Raw genomic sequence first — 19,628 nt, forward strand, 5'->3', positions numbered from 1 at the left:
CTGGAGGAAGGCCCAAAGGCATCCTCGTCATGCCGCAGTTCGTGTCGGTGCCGGCACAAAATCCGCGCCGGGAACGAACGGCATGGCCGCCGGACCCAACTTGAAATAATGCGCGACGGCGGCAATGGTCCGTTCGGTGGCTCTGCCGTCCCCATAGGGATTGATGGCGGTCGCCATCTCCATGTAGGCATTGGGATCATCGAGCAGGCGTTCCACTTCCTGGACGATCTGGCCTCGGTTCCGGCTGACCAGTCGCGAGCTTCCCGTGAGGATGGATTCGCTGCGCTCGGTGATTTCGCGCAGGACAAGCGTTGGCTTGCCAAGGGCAGGGCCTTCTTCTTCGGCTCCCGAGCTGTCCGAAAGGATCAGGTCGCTGCGCTGCAGCAGCCTGCAGAAGCTCAGGTACGGAAGCGGATCCACCATGTCCACATTGGAAATCCCACTCAGGACGGGAACCATGGTTTCCCGGACTTTCGGATTCAAATGCAGCGGAACCACGATCCGCACATCCCGACGACGCCGGGCAATGTCCGCCAAGGCAGCTGCGATCTCCCGCATTGGCCTGCCGTGGCTTTCGCGCCGGTGGGTGGTGGAAAGAATCACCTTGCGGGGGTCGTCGTCGAGGTCGGTCAAGGACGGTTCTCCGTACCCGCGAAGGTTGTTCATCCCCCATTGCAGGGAATCAACAATGGTGTTCCCCGTGATGACGATCGAGTGTTCGCGAACGCCTTCACGGATCAGGTTGGCACTGTTGCCCGGCGTAGGCGCCAGATGCAACGCCGCGATCTGCGCTACAAGCTTCCGGTTTACTTCTTCGGGGAACGGCGAGTAATTGTTACCACTCCTGAGCCCTGCCTCCACGTGAATGATGGGCACTGAGCGATGCAGCGCGGCCAAGGCACCGGCAAGGGTGGTCGCGGTGTCGCCATGGACCATCACTGCGTCGAGGCCGTCCACGTGGTCTCCCGAGCAGAGACCTTCAAGGATCCGGTGGGTTACCTGGGACAGGGTCTGCTGGTCCTTCATAATGCGCAGTTCAACATCGGGAGTGATGCCGAATTCCTCCAGCGTGCTGTCCAGCATTTCGCGGTGCTGGCCCGTGGAGATCAGGACCGGCCGAAACCGTGAATCCTTGATCAGGGCGTGGATGATAGGCGCGAATTTCACTGCTTCGGGTCGGGTACCGAAGATAATTCCAATGGTTTTCATAGCTGCTCTCCTGAAATGGGCATGGCGGACCTGCCGGTTGTCGCCGGCACACCGGTCTTTGCCGGTGGATGGAACGGAGCGTTAGCTGGGGTGGTACTCCAGCGCGAGCCAGATACAGTCGGTGTCGGCCCTGTACTGGTGCCATGGATACGAGAAGGCACCGTCTTGTTCCAGACAAAACGGAACAGGGTTGGTGTTGCCCGGGCTCAACAGCTGGTCCTCATAAAGGGAGCCGTGGTCCAGCGAGCTGAATTTCTGCATGCGGCCAAAGCCGAAAATCTGCGTGTGGATCTCAATGAAGTCGTGCTGGTTGTGGATACCGCAGTCTGTACCGGCGGGGCTGAACCATAGATTGGCCTTTACGGTAAAGACTCTCTCCCCCGGCGGCAACCCGGGCTGGTGGAGGACGGTCGACGGTTCAAGCTGCACGGTACCCAGGGTGTCCTGCGCCGAGCGCAGCAGGACCGGCCGGCCGGGTCCGGCGCCATAGAAGTCGTCCCACCCGAGGTTCCGGGCGATCTGTTCCCCCTCCTGGAACAATTCCACGGAAAGCAGGGCCAGAAGGGCCCCTGTTACGGAGCCGCCGTGGAGGATCGTAGAGCTAAAGGCCGGCAGTGCCGATGGCTGTCCTTGACCAACGAACGCGTCGCTCCCAGCCAGGTTCACCACGACGACAGGTCCCGTAACGTCGTGCTGCTGCACATCACGCAGCACGACGGCTTTAGCCAAGCCGCTGCTGAAAGACAATTCTTCCAATGGGACAGTTCCCACAATTACCCCCAAGGTCATCGTTCAATCTCTGCGCGCTTACGGATCGGCACAAAGAAGTGGAACGCTGCGAAACCTCCGCAAGGCCACAACACTGTTCCACTGGAGCAAGTATTGGCAGTGCAACGCAAAGTTATCCACCCCCTGTCAGTGATAGGCAAAGCAGGGACAGGCGCGAATCCTTCCCGGCATGAAGGATGAAAGCATGACTTCAGATACTTCTGCGCTGCCCGGGACCCCGCGTTTCCGCGAAAAACGGCCCCTGGCGCCGCGGTCGGACATGGTTGGGCAGTGGTCGGACATCTTCGTGCAGGGGGCGGACGGTGCAGACATCCGATTGCGTGTTTATGAACCCGCGGACCAGCCGTCCGTAACACTTGTCTGGGCGCACGGGGGCAGTTGGACCCGCGGATCTATCGAAGGTTGGCATCCAGCGTGCACCTCTTTGGCTTCCCTGGGCACTACACGGATCATCAGCGTGGGCTACCGGCTGGCACCTCGCTGGCTGCACCCCACGGCAGTAATGGACATCGCAGCAGCCACTCTGTGGGCGCAACAGACGTACCATCATCCGGTCCTGGTGGGCGGGGACAGTGCCGGCGGTACGTTGGCGGCGGGTGTTGCCCTTTGGTTTCGCGACAACGGACTGCCACTGCACGGCCAGATCCTGGCCTATCCACCGCTGGACCCCGAATGCAGTGCGCCTTCCTATCGGCACAGCAGGTCCTTCCCGCCCCGAACGCTGCTGCTTGACGCATGGGAAGAGTATGCCGGTTCCCCAACTGACCTGCGCGAACGGCTGTACCTTTCGCCGCTCCATGCTCCCAACCTCACCGGCCTCTGTCCGGTCTCACTCATAGTCGGTGCCGCCGACCCGGTGCGGGACGACGTCGAGCAGTTCGCAGAAAGGCTGGCCCAAAGTTCGGTGACCGTCGATCTGGAAGTCAGTCCCGGCGTCGCCCACGGACACTTCCTGGACAACTCACCGGAAAACCCGCTCCACCGCTGGATACAAGAGCGCTTAGGTCCCTACAGCAGCCAAACCCCTACAACACAAGGAGCATGAATTGAGCACCTCCACCAGCCCGGACACCGCCTACACCGAAGCCCTGCTGCGGCACTTCGCCGACCTCCGTGACGGAACCCACGGAGAGGCCGTGAGCCGCCACGACAAGGAGGCACTTTTCCGCTCCGCTGTCGACCTACTGGACCCCTACGCACGCCAAGCCCTCAATGAGGTCAATGACGTACTTATGTTGGGGCAGGGAATGGTGGAATCGTCGGGCATCGGCAGAGCACCGGACACCGGCCTGATCTGCTCCTGGACGCTGGGATGGGCGGAACAACGGGCTGCCGGCATACCCCCCATCACCATCCATGCCTACTACGGACGAGGTTTCCACCACCCCCATCTGCGAGGTGGAACAGTGAAGGAATGGCCACTTAACGTCTTTACCCCTGAACAGGCCGCACAGCAGCTGCCAATCCTCCGAGCCATAGCCTCGGCCGAGATCCACAACCTCGTCTTCCTGGCCGATTTCACCATCGTTCCGTCCTCCAAGCCCGGCACCACCACCTCGACGCGATGAAGATATCCGTCCTGGACCAGTCACCGGTCGCCCAAGGCAAAACCAAGGCCGAGGCTCTCCGTGAAACCCTCGCCTTGGCCCGCGCAGCCGAGGAAGACGGCTATCACCGCTTCTGGCTCGCAGAACACCATGAGTCTCCCGGTTTCGCCGGCACCACACCATCCCTCATGGCCATGGCGGTTCTTGAAGCCACAGCAGGGATCACTGTCGGCTCAGGCGGGGTCCTGCTGGGCCTGCACGAGCCCTGGCAAGTCGCAGAGGCCTTCGAAATCCTTGCAGCCCTCCACCCAGGCCGGGTGAACCTCGGTGTCGGCCGGGCAGGCAGTGGCGGTACGGGCTCCTTCAACGAGAAAATCATCGAACTGCATGCGCGGCTCGGCCTGATGCCCGGAAGCAGCGGACGGGACGACCTCGACATCTGGCTGCTGGGAGCAGGCACAGGTTCAGCCCCCTTGGCAGCCGTTACCGGGGCCGGGTACGCCCATGCCCATTTCCTCAACAGCACAAGCGGCCGGACGGCGTTCATGCATTACCGGGAGAATTTCCAGCCCGGGGCCACCCGGAAGCAACCGGAGGCCATCCTCGCGGTGAGGGTGATTGCAGCTGAAAGCGAAGCCGAGGCACAGGAGTTGGCAGACGCGGTACGGTTGTGGCGGGCGCGGAAGGATCTGGGGATGGACGCGCCCTTCCCGTTGGGCACCGCTCGCCTGGACTGGTCCGCCGAAGAACTCCGCCGAGCTGAAAACAATGAGAATCGGCTCATTGTCGGTGCCGCTGAACACGTGGCCCGCCAGCTCACAACCTTGGCCGATGAACTGGGCGTCGGCGAACTGATGATCAGCACGCCCGCGCCCCGGCTCGAGGACCGGATCAACTCAAACCGGCTTATCGCCCATGCCTTAGCGCGGTCATCCTCTGGCGGCCGCAAGGCCGTAGCTGCACAGGAAGGGGCCGGGAGTGCATCCCCTCGTTTCAGCCATTCATGAGACGGCCCGGAACAACCCCGGCAAGGTTGCACTCCGGTGGAAGTGCCACGACTTCCCGTATGCGGCCGTGGACCGACAGATCAACACACGCGCCTTGGCCATGCAGCTCAAAGGTGTACGGGCCGGTGATCTCGTGGCTTTTGAAGCGGTCCCGGGTCCGGAAACCATAGTGGAATCCGCGGCGCTTTGGACCCTCGGAGCTGGTGGGTTTCCGCTCCAGCCAAACACAAGGGAGCCACTGCCTGCCCGCACAATACTTGGCCAGGCAACCGGCTTCATGCACCCGGACGGGGACTACCTCAAGGCTGCCGGAGTCTCTGGACAGGCATTGCCTTTTTCATCCGCCGTATGGCTGTTCGGCGGCACCGGCCCCGGCCGCACCACCATGGACCTACGGGAGTTCAGCGACGTCCTTGAAAGTGTTGGAAAGAGGTTTAATCTCTCAACCCGGACAGTGCTTGGTACCACCAGCCTGGTGCAGCCAGGGTCCATGATCGATGTCTGGGCGGTTCTGGCCGCGGGCGGGACGGTCGACCTGATTGACCACCTCGAATCACTGTCAGGAAACTGTCTGAGGCAGCATCTTCGCGAGACCGAAGCAGATCTGCTGGTTGTTCCGTCGGCACTTCCGCAGCGCCTCGGCAGCCTCGCCGGGGCCGTGTTCGCGCAGTTCCGCGACGTCGTAGTCGTGGACTCCGTAGGCCGGGTATCCCGCAATGCCCTGGCAGATGCGTTTCCGTGCGCAATTTTCCACCACTGGAACCCCTCAAGGGGAATTGAGGACATGCCTGATTACTCCCCGGCGGACTTCGTCGACGGAATCGACCACAAAGCAAAGGACTCCCATGCGTAAAGCAGTCATCCCCGCGGCCGGACTCGGAACCCGCTTCCTGCCAGCCACCAAAGCGATGCCCAAGGAAATGCTTCCCGTCGTGGACAAGCCCGCCATCCAGTACGTCGTGGAAGAAGCTGTGCGGGCAGGCTTGACCGACGTCGTGATGGTCACCGGCCGCAACAAGAGGGCCTTGGAGGATCATTTCGACCGGGAGCCCTTCCTTGAGCAAACCCTTATGGCAAAGGGAGACGACGCAAAACTGGCAGCCGTCCAGGGACCGTCGTCGCTGGCGGACCTGCACTACCTGCGCCAAGGTGATCCGAAAGGTCTTGGACATGCCGTCCTGCGCGCCCGAGCACACGTCGGAAATGAACCATTCGCTGTGCTGCTCGGGGATGACCTCATCGACGAACGCGACGGCATCCTCGAAGAGATGGCACGCGTCCAGGAACGTACCGGCAGCTCGGTGGTGGCATTGATGGAGGTGGAACCGCAGCTCATCAGCTCCTATGGGTGCGCCGATGTCGCCTCTGTCGAAGAGGACGGAGCAGTTCGGATCCGTGGTCTTGTCGAAAAACCTGACCCCAGGTCCGCGCCGTCCAACCTTGCCATCATCGGACGCTACGTCCTGCACCCCAGGGTGTTTGGCGTCCTTGAGCAGACCCCTCCCGGCCGGGGCGGAGAAATCCAGTTGACGGATGCCCTGCAGGCGCTGGCCGTGTCCGAAGGCCCGGGCTCCGGCGTTTACGGCGTCGTCTTCCGGGGGCGGCGCTTCGATACGGGCGACAAACTGAGCTATCTCAAGGCCGTGATGACTGTCGCCTTGGAACGGGAAGACACTGCTCCCGGATTGCGCGAGTGGCTCTCCGGACATCTTGGCAGCCCCAGCGATGTTGTCCGACCCGACAGCCTTGCCACAGAAAATCCGCTATCGGTTCAAGAACCAGCAGATGCTTAGACAGAACAGCAGTGGCCGGTGGGATTTCCCACCGGCCACTGCTGTTCGTCAGGAGTCCGGAGTTAGCCGGCGTTGTTCTCCTGGGTCTGTTCGTCACCACGGATCTTGCCGCGGTTCTTCTTGTCCTTCTTCGGATCCTCGTTGTCCGGAACAACAGCGGTTCCGCCCGGGCTCACCACTACCGTGACGAAGCTCGGCTCGCTGGTTCCCGCGAACGTCAGCCGGCCGATGTACGAGCCCGGCGCCAGGTTCTTCCAGTTCAGGGAGATGGTGCCCTTCTTGCCGTTGGCCAGCTTGATGGGATTCGGCGTCACCGAGGCGTTGCCTTCGTTGGCCCCCAGGACCGCGGCATCGACGGAGGCCTTGGTTGGCTGGTTGTTGGGGCTCGCGTAGAGGTTGGCGAAGACGTAGTAGTCGCCCGGGGCCGGGTTCGGCACCGACAGCGACTCGCTGGCCGAGGCCGTTGCGGCCGGCAGCTGCTGGCCGGAGGGCGTGAGGACCAGCATGTCGAAGTCAGCAGCCTGGTCGGAGGAGATCACCGAGAACTTGGCAAGGGCACTGCCCGCACCCACGGTCACCTTCTTCACGAAGTTGGAGGCGTTGGTTTCGCCGGCGAAGGGGCCGGGAACCAGTTCAACAGCGGAGGAATCGGCCTTGGACAGTCCGTCAACGGTGACGCCCACCGGAAGGTTGGTTCCGGAAGTGATGTTGATGGTTCCCGAACCGTTGCGGCCGGTTCCCGTGAAGGTCAGTGCCTTATCCGCGATCACGGACTGCGGACGGACAGCGATCGGCGAAGTGACGGTCTTGTTGGCACCTTGCCAGCTCAGCGATCCCATGGCGAACTTGCCCAGTGCGGCGTTCTTGTTCTCGAACTGCACCTTGAACGTCCGTTTCTCACCGGCACGGCTGAAGTTGAGCACGGACGGGGTGACCTTGACGTCCACACCGGGAACGTTGACTGACGCGCGGTAGAGGCCCGGCGTCAGGGCCGTCAACGTTCGGGTGACCTCGATCTTGCCTGCGAGGTTGCCCAGCGCGAACGATGGCACGTTGACGTCGCGGGCGGCCGTGGTGCCCAGGCCCGGGATGCCCAGGTCCATGCCGGTGCCCTGGACGAACTTGAGGTAGTCCTCGGTGGTGTTGTCGTACACCAGTCCCGGGGACAGCACCTTGGCGGGATCAACCTGCCCGGCACCGGTGGCGAAGACGTCCTTGTTCGGGGCGCCATTGGCGAGCTTGACCTGGCCGGCCGTGGTCATCATGGCCGACTTCACCGTGGCGGGCGACCAGGTGGGGTTCTTGGACAGGATCAACGCGCCGAAGCCTGCCACGTGCGGCGAAGCCATGGACGTTCCGGACAGGAAGCCGAAGTTGTCGCCGCCGGTTCCGATCGGTGAAACACCCGCGAGGATGGCAACGCCGGGCGCGGAAACGTCCGGCTTCAGGAGGTCGGAGTCGGTGGCAAGCAGCGGTCCGCGCGAGGAGAATCCGGCGATCTGCGGCTGGGCTTCGAGCGGCAGGCCGGTGGTGTCGCGGTTGCGCAGGGAGACGGTAATGGCCGGGTTGGCCGTGACCTTGTCCTTGATGGCCTGGGTTGCCGGCGGGTTCACGTGGACGGTGGGAATAACGTGCTTGTCCGTGTCCAGCGAGGAGTCGGTCAGGTTCACCAGGATCATGCCCACGCCACCGGCGCGCTGTACTTCCGCGCTCTTGGCGGTGCGGTCAACAACGCCGCGGTCGCAAACAACCACCTTGCCGGTCACCTTGGCCGGATCAAGCGAATCCGGAGCGCAGAGGGCCGCGTTGCCGTTGCCGCTTGCGGCGTTGGTGGAAAGCACGACGCCGGCCCCGCTCACCTCTTTGTTCATGATGCTCGCTCCGCGGAACTTGCTGCCATCGGAGAATTCGACCGTTCCCTGCAATTCCTGGGAGAACGAGGTTGCGGCAACAGTGGTCAGCCATGGAGCTCCGTGGTTCACGGTGCTGGCGGTGGGACCGGAGTTACCGGCGGAGGTTGCCACAAAGATGCCGGCGGAAGCCGCGGACAGGAAGGCCAGGGAAACCGGGTCCGTGGTGGAGGTGGTGGAACCGGAGATGGAGTAGTTCAGCACGTCCACACCGTCCAGGATGGCCTGCTCGATCGCGTCAATGGACGCCGATCCATAGCAGCCGCCGGTAGCGGGATCCGTGTCTTCCCAGCAGACCTTGTAGATGGAGAGCTTCGCGGCCGGTGCAATGCCGCTGGTGGTGCCGAAGCTGCGGCCGTCCACGGTTGCTTCCACGTTGGCATTGCCCGCCGCGGTGCTTGCGGTGTGGGTGCCGTGGCTGTCGACGTCCACGGGCGAGATGACTTCTTCGGGAGCACGGTTTTCCGGCGGAACGGTCTCAAGGAAGGCGTCCGCGAAGTAGTGGGTGCTGAGGACCTTGGAGTTGCAGGCGCTTCCGTCGTAGTCGGCGCCGGTGCCTGTTCCTGCCTGGCATTCGCCAACGAAGGTGTCGCCGTCGGCCTTCAGCATGGCGATCTTACCGTCACCGGTGCGGTACGGAACGCCTACCTGGGGGTTGCCCACCAGCGGGCCCACGGGTTCACCAGCGAAGAACGGGTTGGACGGGGTGTAGCCGGTATCGATGACCCCAACAACGGTGCCCTTGCCTGCGTTGTCCACGCCGCCGTATTGGGTCTTCCAGGTTCCGTTGGCGCCGCTGAGCTTCAGGAAATCAGTGGTCGAGTAGTCCGGCGCGTACTGCGTGTCCGGGGAGACCAGCAGCACTTTGGGGTCCTTCGCCAGGTTGATGGCCTGGTCCGCCGTCAGGTTGGCGCTGAAGCCGTTGACAGCGGTGGTGAATTCACGCTGGATGGTGACGTTTTCCTGCTGCGCCACTTCCTTTTGCTTCTGCTGAAGGTGTGATTGGTACTGCTTGACCGGGGCGCTGTCCGCGTCGAGCTTCTTGCCCTCCTCCGGCTTGGTTGGCGCAAGCCCCGCAGTGCCGCCGTCGTAAGTGGCTGCCGGCTTCTCTGCCAGGACCACCATGTAGCGGCCGTCCTTATAAGCGCTGGGGTCAAGGTTCTTCTTGGCTACCGACGCAACATTCCCTGGCGCGTTCTCCGCTGATAGAGCCGCCTGGGCCGGCAACGCCACTGAAGAGAGCAGCAACGGAACGCCCACGGCCAAGGCCGCTGCCTTCCGAAGCCCCCCGCTTCTGACGAAGCTCTTTCCTTGTGATTTCACGAGTGACTGCACCTTTCACTGGGGAGGACCCGGCGCCTTCGCCCGGACCTGTCAACTGGAGATGGTTGCGTTTTTGACAGGTCCTGTCAAAAATACGCAACCAGCCGAGTCACAGAGTACATAGCGACGGGGAATTATGACATACAGCACATTTCGGGAAATTTGTCTTGTCACACGCCGAGCAGCAAGCCATGTGACGAACAAAGTTCAACCACAAGGCGGCTGAGATTGACCAGCAGGTTCAGGCGTCCCCAAGGCTCGCGGCGTTTCCGCTGTCGAGTCATTGCGGCACCCCCTCCCAGGGAAAAGGGTGCGGCAGCGGGGAGTGCTTGCACCCCCATCGCCAAGGGACATACACTCAATTCGTAGGGATTGAGGTGTATGCCCTCATACCGCACCAATTGAGCGCATCGCTCTGAACGAAGATCCGACTGCCATCGGATCTTTAGTTCTTTAACGATGCAGCAGGCTCTTGCCCGCTACCCCGAGTCTATGTGAGCGTGCGACAGTTTTCGGGCAGCGTAAAGGGAGGCCGCCGGTGCAGACACCGACGACCCCCTTCACAGCGGGTTCAGCCCTTCGGCGTTACGTGCAGCCGATCAAAGGAGACCTGCTTACCGTCCCTGTCCAGCACCACAACATCGTCCCGCCCGTTCTTCACATCCGAAGGAAGAATGAATTCCACGGTGTTATCCGTTGTTGGGAAAATCCAGCCCAGACGGTAGCTGTTCTTATTGAGATACACGTAGTACCACTGCCCGTATTCCAAGCCCTTCAAAACCACCTTCTGGCCTGTGCGGTACTTGAACTCCGTACCGAGATCGAACGGCGGCGTTTGGCCATCGAAGTCCTGGACGGTCAGTCGCGGTTCCACCGACGGCTGCTCAGGCTGGACCTTCAAGGCCAAGGTGTCGCCTTCCGCAGTCACAGCAACGCCCTTGGCACCGTTGTGTGCCGTCGCCTCGAACGACACTGCAGCAAGCGATCCGGCGGCCACGTCGGCAGCCGTCAGCACATGCTCACGGGTTTCCGTCACCGTCTCACCTGCCGCCAACGAAGCAACCGAAATCCCGGCCGCCGAAGCTTCCACCCCGGTCACGGCCACGTTCCCGGCGTTGCCCACCGTGTAGGTGTAGGTCACGGGGTCGCCTGCGCTGGCAAAGCGGTCCCCGTCCGAGTCAGACCACTCCGCTGCGACGGTCGCCGAAAGCGCAGCGTCGCGGACCTTCAGGTCAACTTCGCCACCGTTGATCTGGTAGGTCTTGGTGGACTGCCCGGCAGCGCTGACCTCCCACGACGTAACGGGGACAAAGAACCCCTGCCCGGCCTCCGCCGCCGTCACTGTGTGGCGTGGAGTAGCGCACTGGTAGCTCTGCCCCGCAGGCAACGACGAGTACCGGCAGTTGCCCGCCCCCTCCGGCAGGAATGGACTGAAGTTACCGGCGGTGGGCACCACCTTCTCCCCGAGCGCACTCGTGTTCTTCACGGTGAACGTGTAAGGGACCAGGTCGCCTGCCGCGTACGGCTGGGTGGCGAGGTCACGCCCGACGTCGGCACGCGCCCCGCTGATGTCGGCTGCCAGCAGCCCGTCGCGCAAGGCCACCGCGGCGCCGGTGAACGGCACGGTCTTGGTGAGTGACGGCGTCGTGCTTGAGGTGATGCTGAAGCTGGCTTCGGGAACGAAGTAGCCCCGCTCGATATCGGCCGCAGTAATGACGTGCTTGGCCGTGGTGCAGGTGTAGCTGGCTCCGGCGGCGAGGTTGTTGTACCGGCAGTTGGGAGCTGTTGGCGGCAGGAAGCCGGAGTCAAAAGTCCCGGACACAGGCACCGCGTTGGCGGTGACATTGGCCGTGCTCTTGACCGTCAACGTGTATGCCAAGGTCTCGCCGGCCTGGTACGGGCTGGCCACGACGTCGCGGGAAGGGGCGGACCCCGTGATGGTGAGTCCCACCTGCGGGGCCACGGGCACCGTGGCGGTGAAGGTGTACTGCGAAACCCGGCCATCCGCCGTCGTGAATGCCGCGTTCAGGCTCTGCGGCCCACTGGCGTTGGCCGGCGCGGTGAGGGCGACATTCACGGTTAACGACGCTCCGGGAGCAACCGCGGGCACGGAAACGGTGGTGGCCGACCATCCCGACGGCGTGTAAACAGTGACAGTGCCACCGGACAGGGTGGTGGCTTCCTGGTTGGTCACGGTCACGGGAACCTGCTGGGTGGCGCTTGGAGCAGTGGTGACGGCGGGAACAGAAAGCGGTGCGCAGGCGTAGTTCAACCACGCGTCATCGAACGTGGCGAAAGGCATGTTGTCCGTGTAATTGCCCTCGTAGAGCACGCCGAACTTTCCGTCGGCCAGGCGGCTCACCGTGGAGTAGGCCGAGAAACCTGAACGGATGGTGCGTACGCCAGGCCATGTGGCGCCGTCGTCGCAGGAGACCCGGGCCGAGACGTTCTCGCGGCCGGTCTTGGAGTTGGCGTTGGTGAAGATGAGCTTCTTCGCGTCAGCCGAGCCCTGGGCGGCGTTGGGGAACATCCGTGAGATGGAGCCGTTGTTGGCAGGGTCGGGCAGCTCCGTGTCCTGGGTGACGGGACCGTATGTAGCCCCGCCATCCATCGAGATGGCCACCTTCCGGTAGCCCTGGTTGGCGTTGTCGCGCGAGTTCAGCAGGACACGGCCGTCGGAGAGCTCCACGGTCTTGTTCTCGTCCATCCGGTCGCCAACGTTGCTGCCCTTCTTCCAGGTCACCCCGTGATCGTCGGAGTAGACGCTGTAGGCCTGGATCTTGTTGGTCCCATCCGCCTGGCGTACGTCACCCGCGAATTGCTGGATGAGCCGGCCTTTGTACTGCCCGTACTTGAGTTGGATGCCCTCGCCTGAGGAAGCGAAATTGGAACGGACATCCCCGGCCACGGGGCTGGTCTTGCTGGAGCCGGGCTTGGCGACGTTGGTGATGAGCCTCGGCTGGCTCCACGTAACGCCTCCGTCCGAGGACTCAATGACGGCGGAGGAGATGACATTCCTGTCAGCATCGTCGTTGCCGAACTGGCTTCCGCCGAATCCCTGGTCCTTCGAGTACACGAAGAAGGCGAAGACTTTGTTGGCCTCGGCGTCGTAGACGTAGGACGGGTCGCTGTAGCCGTACTTCGGACCGCTGGCATCGCCAACATGTCCGGCGGCAATGACCTGAACGGGGCCCCACGTTACACCGCCGTCGGTGCTGCGGCGCTGCACGATCGAGTTGGGGTTGGGGGCGTCCGCTGCCGAACCGGGCCGGCCGTCCCACGCAGCGAGGACCACATTGTTGGCCAGGTAGGTGAGTGCGGGGATGCGGTAGAAGAAGTTGGCCGCCGTGCGATCGGCGGCGAGGTTGGTTTCGCTGAAGCTGCCCGGGGCGAAGGTGGGGTCGTTGGCCGGGATGGGGGCGGCATTGGCGGGCAAGCCCAAACCGGCCACCAGGCCCACGGCCAAGGCACTTACGACGGATAAACGTGCAAACGGGAGTGCGGGGGATCTCAAATCCAGTGTCCTTTCGAAACGGCGGGATCGATCCAACATGACGATTGGTGTTACGTGCCACGTCGAACGTCCTACAACCATAGAGTGTCGATCGTCACATTGCCAGAGATCAATCAGCGGAATGCGCTGGCGAGCGTCCAAGCACTAACGTCGAGTACATACCGGCAAACCCTCAGTAACGGAGCTGCGCAGTGAAAATCCTCATCCCCCACACCATCGCCCTGGACCTGAGCGCATCTGGGGATACCGTCGCCACCTACCGGGTTGACCAGACGATTCCTGACGAACACACGGACGCCGAGGTCCTGGTGGCCTGGCAGAACACCGCCGCGAACCTCAGCGACGCGGCGCAGCGGCTCGGAAACCTCAAGCTCGTCCAAACACTCGCCGCGGGACCCGACTCCGTCCTCGCCGCAGGCTTCGCAGAGAACGTTGCGATTACCTCCGGCCGCTCGCTCCACGACGGCCCCGTGGCCGAGCACGCCCTGGCCTTGATCCTGGCAGCCGTCCGGCGCCTGGACATGCTGGCCGAGTCCCAAAAAGCTTCCACCTGGAACCGCGACTACAACGTGGCCCAGTCGTCGCCGGATACCGGGCAGCTCTACACGCTCGACGGCGCCAAGGTCACCATTTGGGGGTTCGGCTCCATCGCAGGCCGGCTCGCACCCCTGCTGGCCGCGCTGGGCGCCAAGGTCACCGGCGTCGCGAATTCCGCCGGCGAGCGGTACGGGTTCCCGGTGGTCGCCACCTCCGAGCTAGCCGAGGCGCTGAAGACCACCGACGTGCTGGTCTCCATCCTGCCGGCGACTCCGGAGACCGAAAGCTCCCTCAATGCCGAGGTGCTCGCGGCCCTTCCGGATACAGCCATATTCGTCAACGTAGGCCGCGGCGCGACCGTGGACGAGGACGCCCTGCTGGCGGCCCTTCGTGACGGCAGCCTTCGCGCCGCAGCGCTGGACGTCACCAAGGTTGAGCCCCTGCCTGCGGATTCGGAGCTATGGTCGGCGCCCAACCTGATCATCACCCCGCACGTTGCAGGAAACCGGCCCAAGGGCTCCTCCGCATTGGTGCTGTCCAACCTGGCCGCCCTCAGGGAAGGCCGGGAACTGACCAACCAAGTAGCGGGCTAAGCCACAAGGGGATGCAGTACCCCTTGCCCACGATTAGTAAGCATGCTTATGGTTAGCGGACCCGGGGTGGCCAGCAGAGGGTTTCCACTCCAAAGCATGTATCAACGTGAGGAATCGCAATGTACCTGCATACCCAGCTTCTCATCAACGAAATCGCAGCGGACGAGCCGGATCCCGCCGCAGCAAACGCCCTGCAGGAAGGGCTCGGTGGGCAATTCGGTGAAATGCGCACCATGATGCAGTACCTGTTCCAGAGCATGAACTTCCGCGGCGACGCCGCATCGAAGCCGTACAAGGACCTCCTCCAGGGCATCGGCACAGAGGAGATCAGCCATGTGGAGTTGATCGGGACCACCATCTCCCAACTCCTGGATGGGTCACCGCGCTATCAAGGCAAGAAAAACGATCCGGTAGACGAGCCCGGAGCAGGCGGGGCCACTCCCCTTAATATCGCCTTGGACACCAGCAACATCCACCACTACCTCGTGGGCGCCCAAGGCGCACTCCCCGTAGACGCCGCCGGCAATCCTTGGAGCGGCTCCTATGTCTACAACAGTGGCAACCTCGTCCTGGACCTCCTCTACAACCTGATGCTCGAATCGACCGGCAGGCTGCAGAAGTGCCGCATCTATGAAATGACAGACAACAAAACAGCCCGATCCACCATCGCGTACCTGATCGTCCGCGACCAAGCCCACGAAAATGCTTACGCGAAGGCTTTGGAAAGCCTGGGCGTCAATTGGGGCAAGGTCCTGCCGATCCCCAAAACCAACGCCGAGCAGTTCCCGGAGGTGAAAAAGCTCCTGGACAAGGGCCTGCAGAGCATTCAGTACACCTTCAGCGCCGACAACCTCAGCGAGGCGGGCAAGCTCTTCCGCGGAGCCTCACCCTCCAACGACGGAACGGAATTGTCCACGGACACTATGCCCAAGGGGAGCCCCATCACCATCTCACCGGAACGCAAGGAAGAATTCGCACCCGGACTGGATCCCGAACTCCTCGCCCTGATCCAAGCCACTGCGGAGCAGGAACTCAAGGACGCGAACAGCCCCAAGGAAGCCAAGTAGGAGCACGCAAAAAGCGGGCACGTCCGGCAAGGACGTGCCCGCTTTCGCTGATAGGTATCAGGCGTGCTCGTAGGTGAGGCAGTCGGCGGAATCGGCGCCGGGGCCAACCTTCACATCGTGGGCTTCGCACATCAAGTTGTTGTTGTGGACGCACTCCGAACGCTGGCAGGCACCAACGTGCGCAAGGACCTTGGGCAGTCCGCCCATGGTGGTGGTGTCGATGAACGTGGCGCAGGATGCGTGGTCCTGGGTACCGCCGATGGTGATTCCAAACGCGGTACAACCGTTGTGGTTGAACCCGCACGTTCCAACGCTGCAGGCGGATACTTCGGCAACATGTTCGGTCATTGTTCCTCCTGGTTTGGGCCAAGGGGCTGAACCCCGGGTGTACTACCCAAACTACGCCGGATTTCCGAGGTTTAACCCGGTTGATTAGCGCATTTGTACGTTCCCTAATCCGTTCATTTGCCCGGAGTCCGCAGGAACTGGCCAGGAGTCCTGACCGCGCGGCTGATCTTCTCCAACGTTTCCTTGTCCAGGGGAGCCACCAACCGCTGCTCGCGGGCAGCCCTGTCTGCCCGGATTTTCTGGACGACCATGCGCCCCAGCCCGGCAAAAACAGCTACGGCCATCACGCCCAGCACCATCGACTTCGGTTTCTCAGCCATGCCGCAATCCTAGTGACGCCACGCACCTGCTGCCATACCGCCGTCGGGCCCTGATCGCAGGGAATTTCCCCCGAAACGGCGGGGGCTCCTCGCGCAAACGCGCTGAATAGGGTATGTGCGCTCCTCCCGGTAGGATAGACGTGCAAGCTCGCGGAGCGCCCCCACACCGTTTCAGGACACCGTTTTCGGGACATAGTTCGAACGCGGCTGAACGGCGTGAGACGGCATCCTCCGCGGCAGCCTTATTTAAAGGTTCACCCAACTCACGCACAGGAGTTACCGGATGCCCCGGATCGTCGTTGACGTCATGCCCAAGCCCGAGATTCTGGACCCCCAGGGGAAGGCCATCGTGGGTGCACTGCCCCGCCTCGGCTTCAACAGCTTCAGCGCAGTCCGCCAGGGCAAGCGCTTCGAACTGACGGTTGACGGCGAGGTTACCGACGCCATCCTGGCACAGGCCCGCGAGGCTGCTGAGACGCTGCTCTCCAACCCCGTGATCGAAGATGTTGTCAACGTCGAGGTCGTCGAGGCCTGAGATGACGTCACTCCCCCTGATTGGCGAGGCTGTGGCCGTCGCCGCAGAGCCCCGCTTGGCCGGTGCCAAGATCGGCGTCGTTACCTTTCCCGGCACCCTGGACGACCGCGACGCCGCCCGCGCAGTGCGTCTTGCCGGCGCAACGGCGGTGCCGCTCTGGCACGCAGACTCCGAACTTGGCGACGTTGACGCTGTCATTATCCCCGGCGGTTTCTCCTACGGCGACTACCTGCGCGCCGGCGCCATCTCGCGCTTCGCGCCGCTGATGTCCAAGATCATCGATGCCGCCAACTCCGACGCCAAGCTGCCTGTCCTGGGCATTTGCAACGGTTTCCAGATCCTGACCGAGTCGCACCTGCTGCCCGGTTCCATGATCAAGAACGACCACCTGAAGTTCATCTGCCGCGACCAGGTGCTGCGCGTGGAGAACGCCGACACCGCATGGACCGTGGACTACCAGGCCGGCCAGGAAATCACTGTGCCCCTGAAGAACCAGGACGGCCAGTACATCGCCGACGAGAAGACCCTCGATGCCCTTGAGGCCGAGGGCCGCGTGGTGTTCCGCTACGTGGGCTTCAACCCGAACGGCTCCCGCCGCGACATCGCCGGCATCTCCAACGCCGCGGGCAACGTTGTGGGCCTCATGCCGCACCCCGAGCACGCCGTTGAGGCAGGCTTCGGTCCGGAAGCGCTTGATGGCGCAGCCCGCGACACCGACGGCCTCGGTTTCTTCACCTCCGTTTTGACCAAGATTGTGGGAGGCGACAAGTGACCACGGAAACCACCAAGAAGTTCAACATCGATACCGTTGAGCACGCTGCCAAGACCCCGGACACGGAACTTCCGTGGGCCGAACTGGGCCTGAAGCAGAACGAATTCGACGAGATCGTCAAGGTCCTGGGCCGCCGCCCCACCGGCGCCGAGCTGGCCATGTACTCCGTGATGTGGAGCGAGCACTGCTCCTACAAGTCCTCCAAGAACCACCTGCGCCAGTTCGGCGACAAGGTCACCGAGGAGATGAAGAAGGACATGCTGGTGGGCATCGGCGAAAACGCCGGCGTCACCAACCTGGGCGACGGCTGGGCCGTCACCTTCAAGATCGAGTCCCACAACTCGCCGTCGTTCGTTGAGCCGTACCAGGGTGCCGCTACCGGTATCGGCGGCATTGTCCGCGACATCATTTCCATGGGCGCACGCCCGGTTGCCGTGATGGACCCGCTGCGTTTCGGAGCGATCGACCACCCGGATACCGCCCGCGTCATGCACGGCGCCGTCGCCGGTATCGGCGGCTACGGCAACTGCCTCGGCCTGCCGAACATCGGCGGCGAAATGGTATTCGACTCCGTCTACCAGGGCAACCCGCTGGTGAACGCACTGGCCGTAGGCGTCATGCGCCACGAGGACATCCGCCTGGCCAACGCCTCCGGCAAGGGCAACAAGGTTGTCCTGTTCGGTGCCCGCACGGGTGGCGACGGCATCGGCGGCGCTTCGGTGCTGGCCTCGGAGTCCTTCGACGACACCAAGCCCTCCAAGCGCCCCGCCGTACAGGTGGGCGACCCCTTCGCTGAGAAGGTGCTCATCGAGTGCTGCCTCGAGCTCTTCAAGGGCTCCTTGGTTGAAGGTATCCAGGACCTCGGCGCCGCGGGCATTTCCTGTGCGACGTCCGAGCTCGCTTCCAACGGCGACGGCGGCATGCAGGTTGAGCTGACCTCGGTGCTGCTGCGCGACCCCACGCTGACCCCGGGCGAGATCCTCATGTCCGAATCGCAGGAACGCATGATGGCAATTGTTACTCCGGAGAACGTGGAAGCGTTCGAGGCCGTGATGGACAAGTGGGCCGTCGAGTACTCCTGGCTGGGTGAAGTGACCGATACCGGCCGCCTCATCATCACCTGGGAGGGCGAGGTAATCGTCGACGTCGATCCCCGCACCGTTGCGCACGACGGACCGGTCTACGACCGCCCCTATGCCCGCCCTGAGTGGCAGGATTCCCTCCAGGCCAACGCCTTCACCGGATCCGTGGAAGACGCCAACCGCCCGTCCGCTCCCTCCGAGCTCGCCGCGGCCGTCACCGAGCTCGTTGCATCGCCCAACATGTGCAGCAAGTCCTGGATCACCAAGCAGTACGACCGCTACGTTGGCGGCAACACTGCCATGGCCTTCCCGGATGACGCCGGAGTGGTCCGCGTTGACGAGGAATCCGGCCTCGGCGTTGCCCTGGCCACCGACGCCAACGGACGCTACACCTACCTGGATCCGTACCAGGGTGCGCAGCTGGCACTGGCCGAGGCCTACCGCAACGTGGCCACGTCCGGCGCCGTGCCGATGGCCGTCAGCGACTGCCTGAACTTCGGTTCCCCCGAGGACCCTGACGTCATGTGGCAGCTCGCCGAGGCCATCCGTGGCCTGTCCGACGCCTGCATGGAACTGGGTGTTCCGGTCACCGGCGGCAACGTTTCGCTGTACAACCAGACCGGCACCACGCCGATCCACCCCTCCCCTGTGGTGGCAGTCCTGGGCAAGCTCGACGACGTCGCCCGCCGCACGCCGTCGGGCTGGCGCGAGGACGGGCAGGCCATCTACCTGCTCGGCACCACGGCAGCCGAACTGGATGGCTCGGAGTGGTCCAACCTGCGCGGACACCTCGGTGGCCGGCCGCCGAAGGTAGACCTGGCAGCCGAGCGCGAACTTGGTGAGATCCTCATCAACGCTTCCCGCGACGGCATGGTTGACGCAGCACACGACCTCTCCGAAGGTGGCCTTGCGGCTGCACTCGTGGAGTCCTCGCTGCGCTACGGCGTGGGTGCCCGCATTGCCCTTGAGGAACTCATGGAGCGCGACGGCGTGGACCTGTTCACGGCCCTGTTCTCCGAATCCCAGGCCCGTGCGATCGTTTCCGTGCCGCGCTCCGAGGAAGTCCGCTTCAAGGACATGTGCACGGCCCGCGGCTTCGCCCACCTCCGGATCGGCGTTGTTGACGCCGCCGGCGGAAAGCTGGAGATCAACGGTGTGGACGAGCTTTCACTGGATGCACTCCGCGAAGCACACGAAGGCACGCTGCCGAAGTACTTTGGTTAGCAGAGGCTAACGCAGCAAGGCCCCGGCACTCGCAGAGTGCCGGGGCCTTGCTGCGTTC

At 63.3% G+C, this 19,628-nt stretch carries 16 protein-coding genes; 10 read left to right on the forward strand and 6 right to left on the reverse strand.

The window, feature by feature from the left end:
• Nucleotides 1-27: 27 nt before the first annotated feature.
• Both wecB and ACIPV6_RS11220 read right to left on the reverse strand, forming a co-directional pair.
• On the reverse strand, nucleotides 28-1,209 hold the full coding sequence (gene wecB / locus ACIPV6_RS11215; RefSeq protein WP_400270952.1) for a non-hydrolyzing UDP-N-acetylglucosamine 2-epimerase: 1,182 nt from the start codon (nucleotides 1,207-1,209) through the stop codon (nucleotides 28-30).
• Nucleotides 1,210-1,290: 81 nt separating this feature from the next.
• On the reverse strand, nucleotides 1,291-1,980 hold the full coding sequence (locus tag ACIPV6_RS11220) for a hypothetical protein (protein WP_400270953.1): 690 nt from the start codon (nucleotides 1,978-1,980) through the stop codon (nucleotides 1,291-1,293).
• 202 nt (nucleotides 1,981-2,182) lie between these two features.
• On the opposite strand from ACIPV6_RS11220, the gene ACIPV6_RS11225 reads away from it, so the two are divergent.
• The 5 genes from ACIPV6_RS11225 to galU are packed head-to-tail and all read left to right on the forward strand — an operon-like array spanning nucleotide 2,183 to nucleotide 6,345.
• Entirely contained in the window at nucleotides 2,183-3,043 is an 861-nt protein-coding gene (locus ACIPV6_RS11225) for an alpha/beta hydrolase (protein ID WP_400270954.1), read from the forward strand.
• 1 nt (nucleotide 3,044) lies between these two features.
• Nucleotides 3,045-3,566: a hypothetical protein gene (locus ACIPV6_RS11230; RefSeq protein ID WP_400270955.1), complete on the forward strand. Its 522-nt coding sequence runs from the start codon at nucleotides 3,045-3,047 to the stop codon at nucleotides 3,564-3,566.
• Entirely contained in the window at nucleotides 3,563-4,552 is a 990-nt protein-coding gene (locus ACIPV6_RS11235; RefSeq protein ID WP_400270956.1) for an LLM class flavin-dependent oxidoreductase, read from the forward strand. Before ACIPV6_RS11230 ends, ACIPV6_RS11235 begins: the two co-directional genes overlap by 4 nt.
• Nucleotides 4,524-5,405, forward strand: a complete 882-nt coding sequence (locus ACIPV6_RS11240) for a hypothetical protein (RefSeq protein ID WP_400270957.1) — start codon at nucleotides 4,524-4,526, stop codon at nucleotides 5,403-5,405. The genes ACIPV6_RS11235 and ACIPV6_RS11240 overlap by 29 nt, the downstream gene beginning before the upstream one ends.
• Nucleotides 5,398-6,345: a UTP--glucose-1-phosphate uridylyltransferase GalU gene (gene galU, locus ACIPV6_RS11245; RefSeq protein ID WP_400270958.1), complete on the forward strand. Its 948-nt coding sequence runs from the start codon at nucleotides 5,398-5,400 to the stop codon at nucleotides 6,343-6,345. Before ACIPV6_RS11240 ends, galU begins: the two co-directional genes overlap by 8 nt.
• Before the next feature lie 62 nt (nucleotides 6,346-6,407).
• Here galU and ACIPV6_RS11250 read toward each other — a convergent pair whose 3' ends face one another.
• Both ACIPV6_RS11250 and ACIPV6_RS11255 read right to left on the reverse strand, forming a co-directional pair.
• Nucleotides 6,408-9,521 (reverse strand): S8 family serine peptidase, encoded by a 3,114-nt coding sequence (locus ACIPV6_RS11250; protein ID WP_400271091.1) that lies wholly within the window; start codon nucleotides 9,519-9,521, stop codon nucleotides 6,408-6,410.
• Nucleotides 9,522-10,149: 628 nt separating this feature from the next.
• Nucleotides 10,150-13,131 (reverse strand): exo-alpha-sialidase, encoded by a 2,982-nt coding sequence (locus ACIPV6_RS11255; RefSeq protein ID WP_400270959.1) that lies wholly within the window; start codon nucleotides 13,129-13,131, stop codon nucleotides 10,150-10,152.
• A gap of 152 nt (nucleotides 13,132-13,283) precedes the next feature.
• Here ACIPV6_RS11255 and ACIPV6_RS11260 point away from each other — a divergent pair, with 152 nt between their 5' ends.
• Nucleotides 13,284-14,222: an NAD(P)-dependent oxidoreductase gene (locus tag ACIPV6_RS11260; RefSeq protein ID WP_400270960.1), complete on the forward strand. Its 939-nt coding sequence runs from the start codon at nucleotides 13,284-13,286 to the stop codon at nucleotides 14,220-14,222.
• A gap of 119 nt (nucleotides 14,223-14,341) precedes the next feature.
• The gene (locus tag ACIPV6_RS11265) at nucleotides 14,342-15,289 is read left to right on the forward strand and encodes a manganese catalase family protein (protein WP_400270961.1); all 948 of its coding nucleotides are present in this window, start codon (nucleotides 14,342-14,344) and stop codon (nucleotides 15,287-15,289) included.
• 57 nt (nucleotides 15,290-15,346) lie between these two features.
• On the opposite strand, the gene ACIPV6_RS11270 is transcribed toward ACIPV6_RS11265, so the two are convergent.
• Together ACIPV6_RS11270 and ACIPV6_RS11275 are read right to left on the reverse strand one after the other, a co-directional pair.
• Nucleotides 15,347-15,637 carry a DUF1540 domain-containing protein gene (locus ACIPV6_RS11270; RefSeq protein WP_400270962.1) on the reverse strand — a complete coding sequence of 97 codons (291 nt, stop codon included), beginning with the start codon at nucleotides 15,635-15,637 and terminating at the stop codon, nucleotides 15,347-15,349.
• A gap of 113 nt (nucleotides 15,638-15,750) precedes the next feature.
• Nucleotides 15,751-15,957, reverse strand: a complete 207-nt coding sequence (locus ACIPV6_RS11275; RefSeq protein ID WP_397326440.1) for a hypothetical protein — start codon at nucleotides 15,955-15,957, stop codon at nucleotides 15,751-15,753.
• A 283-nt stretch (nucleotides 15,958-16,240) separates the two neighbouring features.
• Here ACIPV6_RS11275 and purS point away from each other — a divergent pair, with 283 nt between their 5' ends.
• Genes purS through purL form a run of 3 tightly spaced genes read left to right on the forward strand, consistent with a single transcriptional unit; the run spans nucleotide 16,241 to nucleotide 19,570 of the window.
• Nucleotides 16,241-16,492, forward strand: a complete 252-nt coding sequence (purS, locus tag ACIPV6_RS11280) for a phosphoribosylformylglycinamidine synthase subunit PurS (RefSeq protein WP_011773385.1) — start codon at nucleotides 16,241-16,243, stop codon at nucleotides 16,490-16,492.
• A 1-nt stretch (nucleotide 16,493) separates the two neighbouring features.
• On the forward strand, nucleotides 16,494-17,264 hold the full coding sequence (gene purQ, locus ACIPV6_RS11285; protein ID WP_400270963.1) for a phosphoribosylformylglycinamidine synthase subunit PurQ: 771 nt from the start codon (nucleotides 16,494-16,496) through the stop codon (nucleotides 17,262-17,264).
• Nucleotides 17,261-19,570 (forward strand): phosphoribosylformylglycinamidine synthase subunit PurL, encoded by a 2,310-nt coding sequence (gene purL / locus ACIPV6_RS11290; RefSeq protein WP_400270964.1) that lies wholly within the window; start codon nucleotides 17,261-17,263, stop codon nucleotides 19,568-19,570. Before purQ ends, purL begins: the two co-directional genes overlap by 4 nt.
• Nucleotides 19,571-19,628: the final 58 nt, after the last annotated feature.

Source organism: Paenarthrobacter sp. NPDC089988, from assembly GCF_044748465.1.
In the GTDB taxonomy this organism is placed as follows: domain Bacteria; phylum Actinomycetota; class Actinomycetes; order Actinomycetales; family Micrococcaceae; genus Arthrobacter.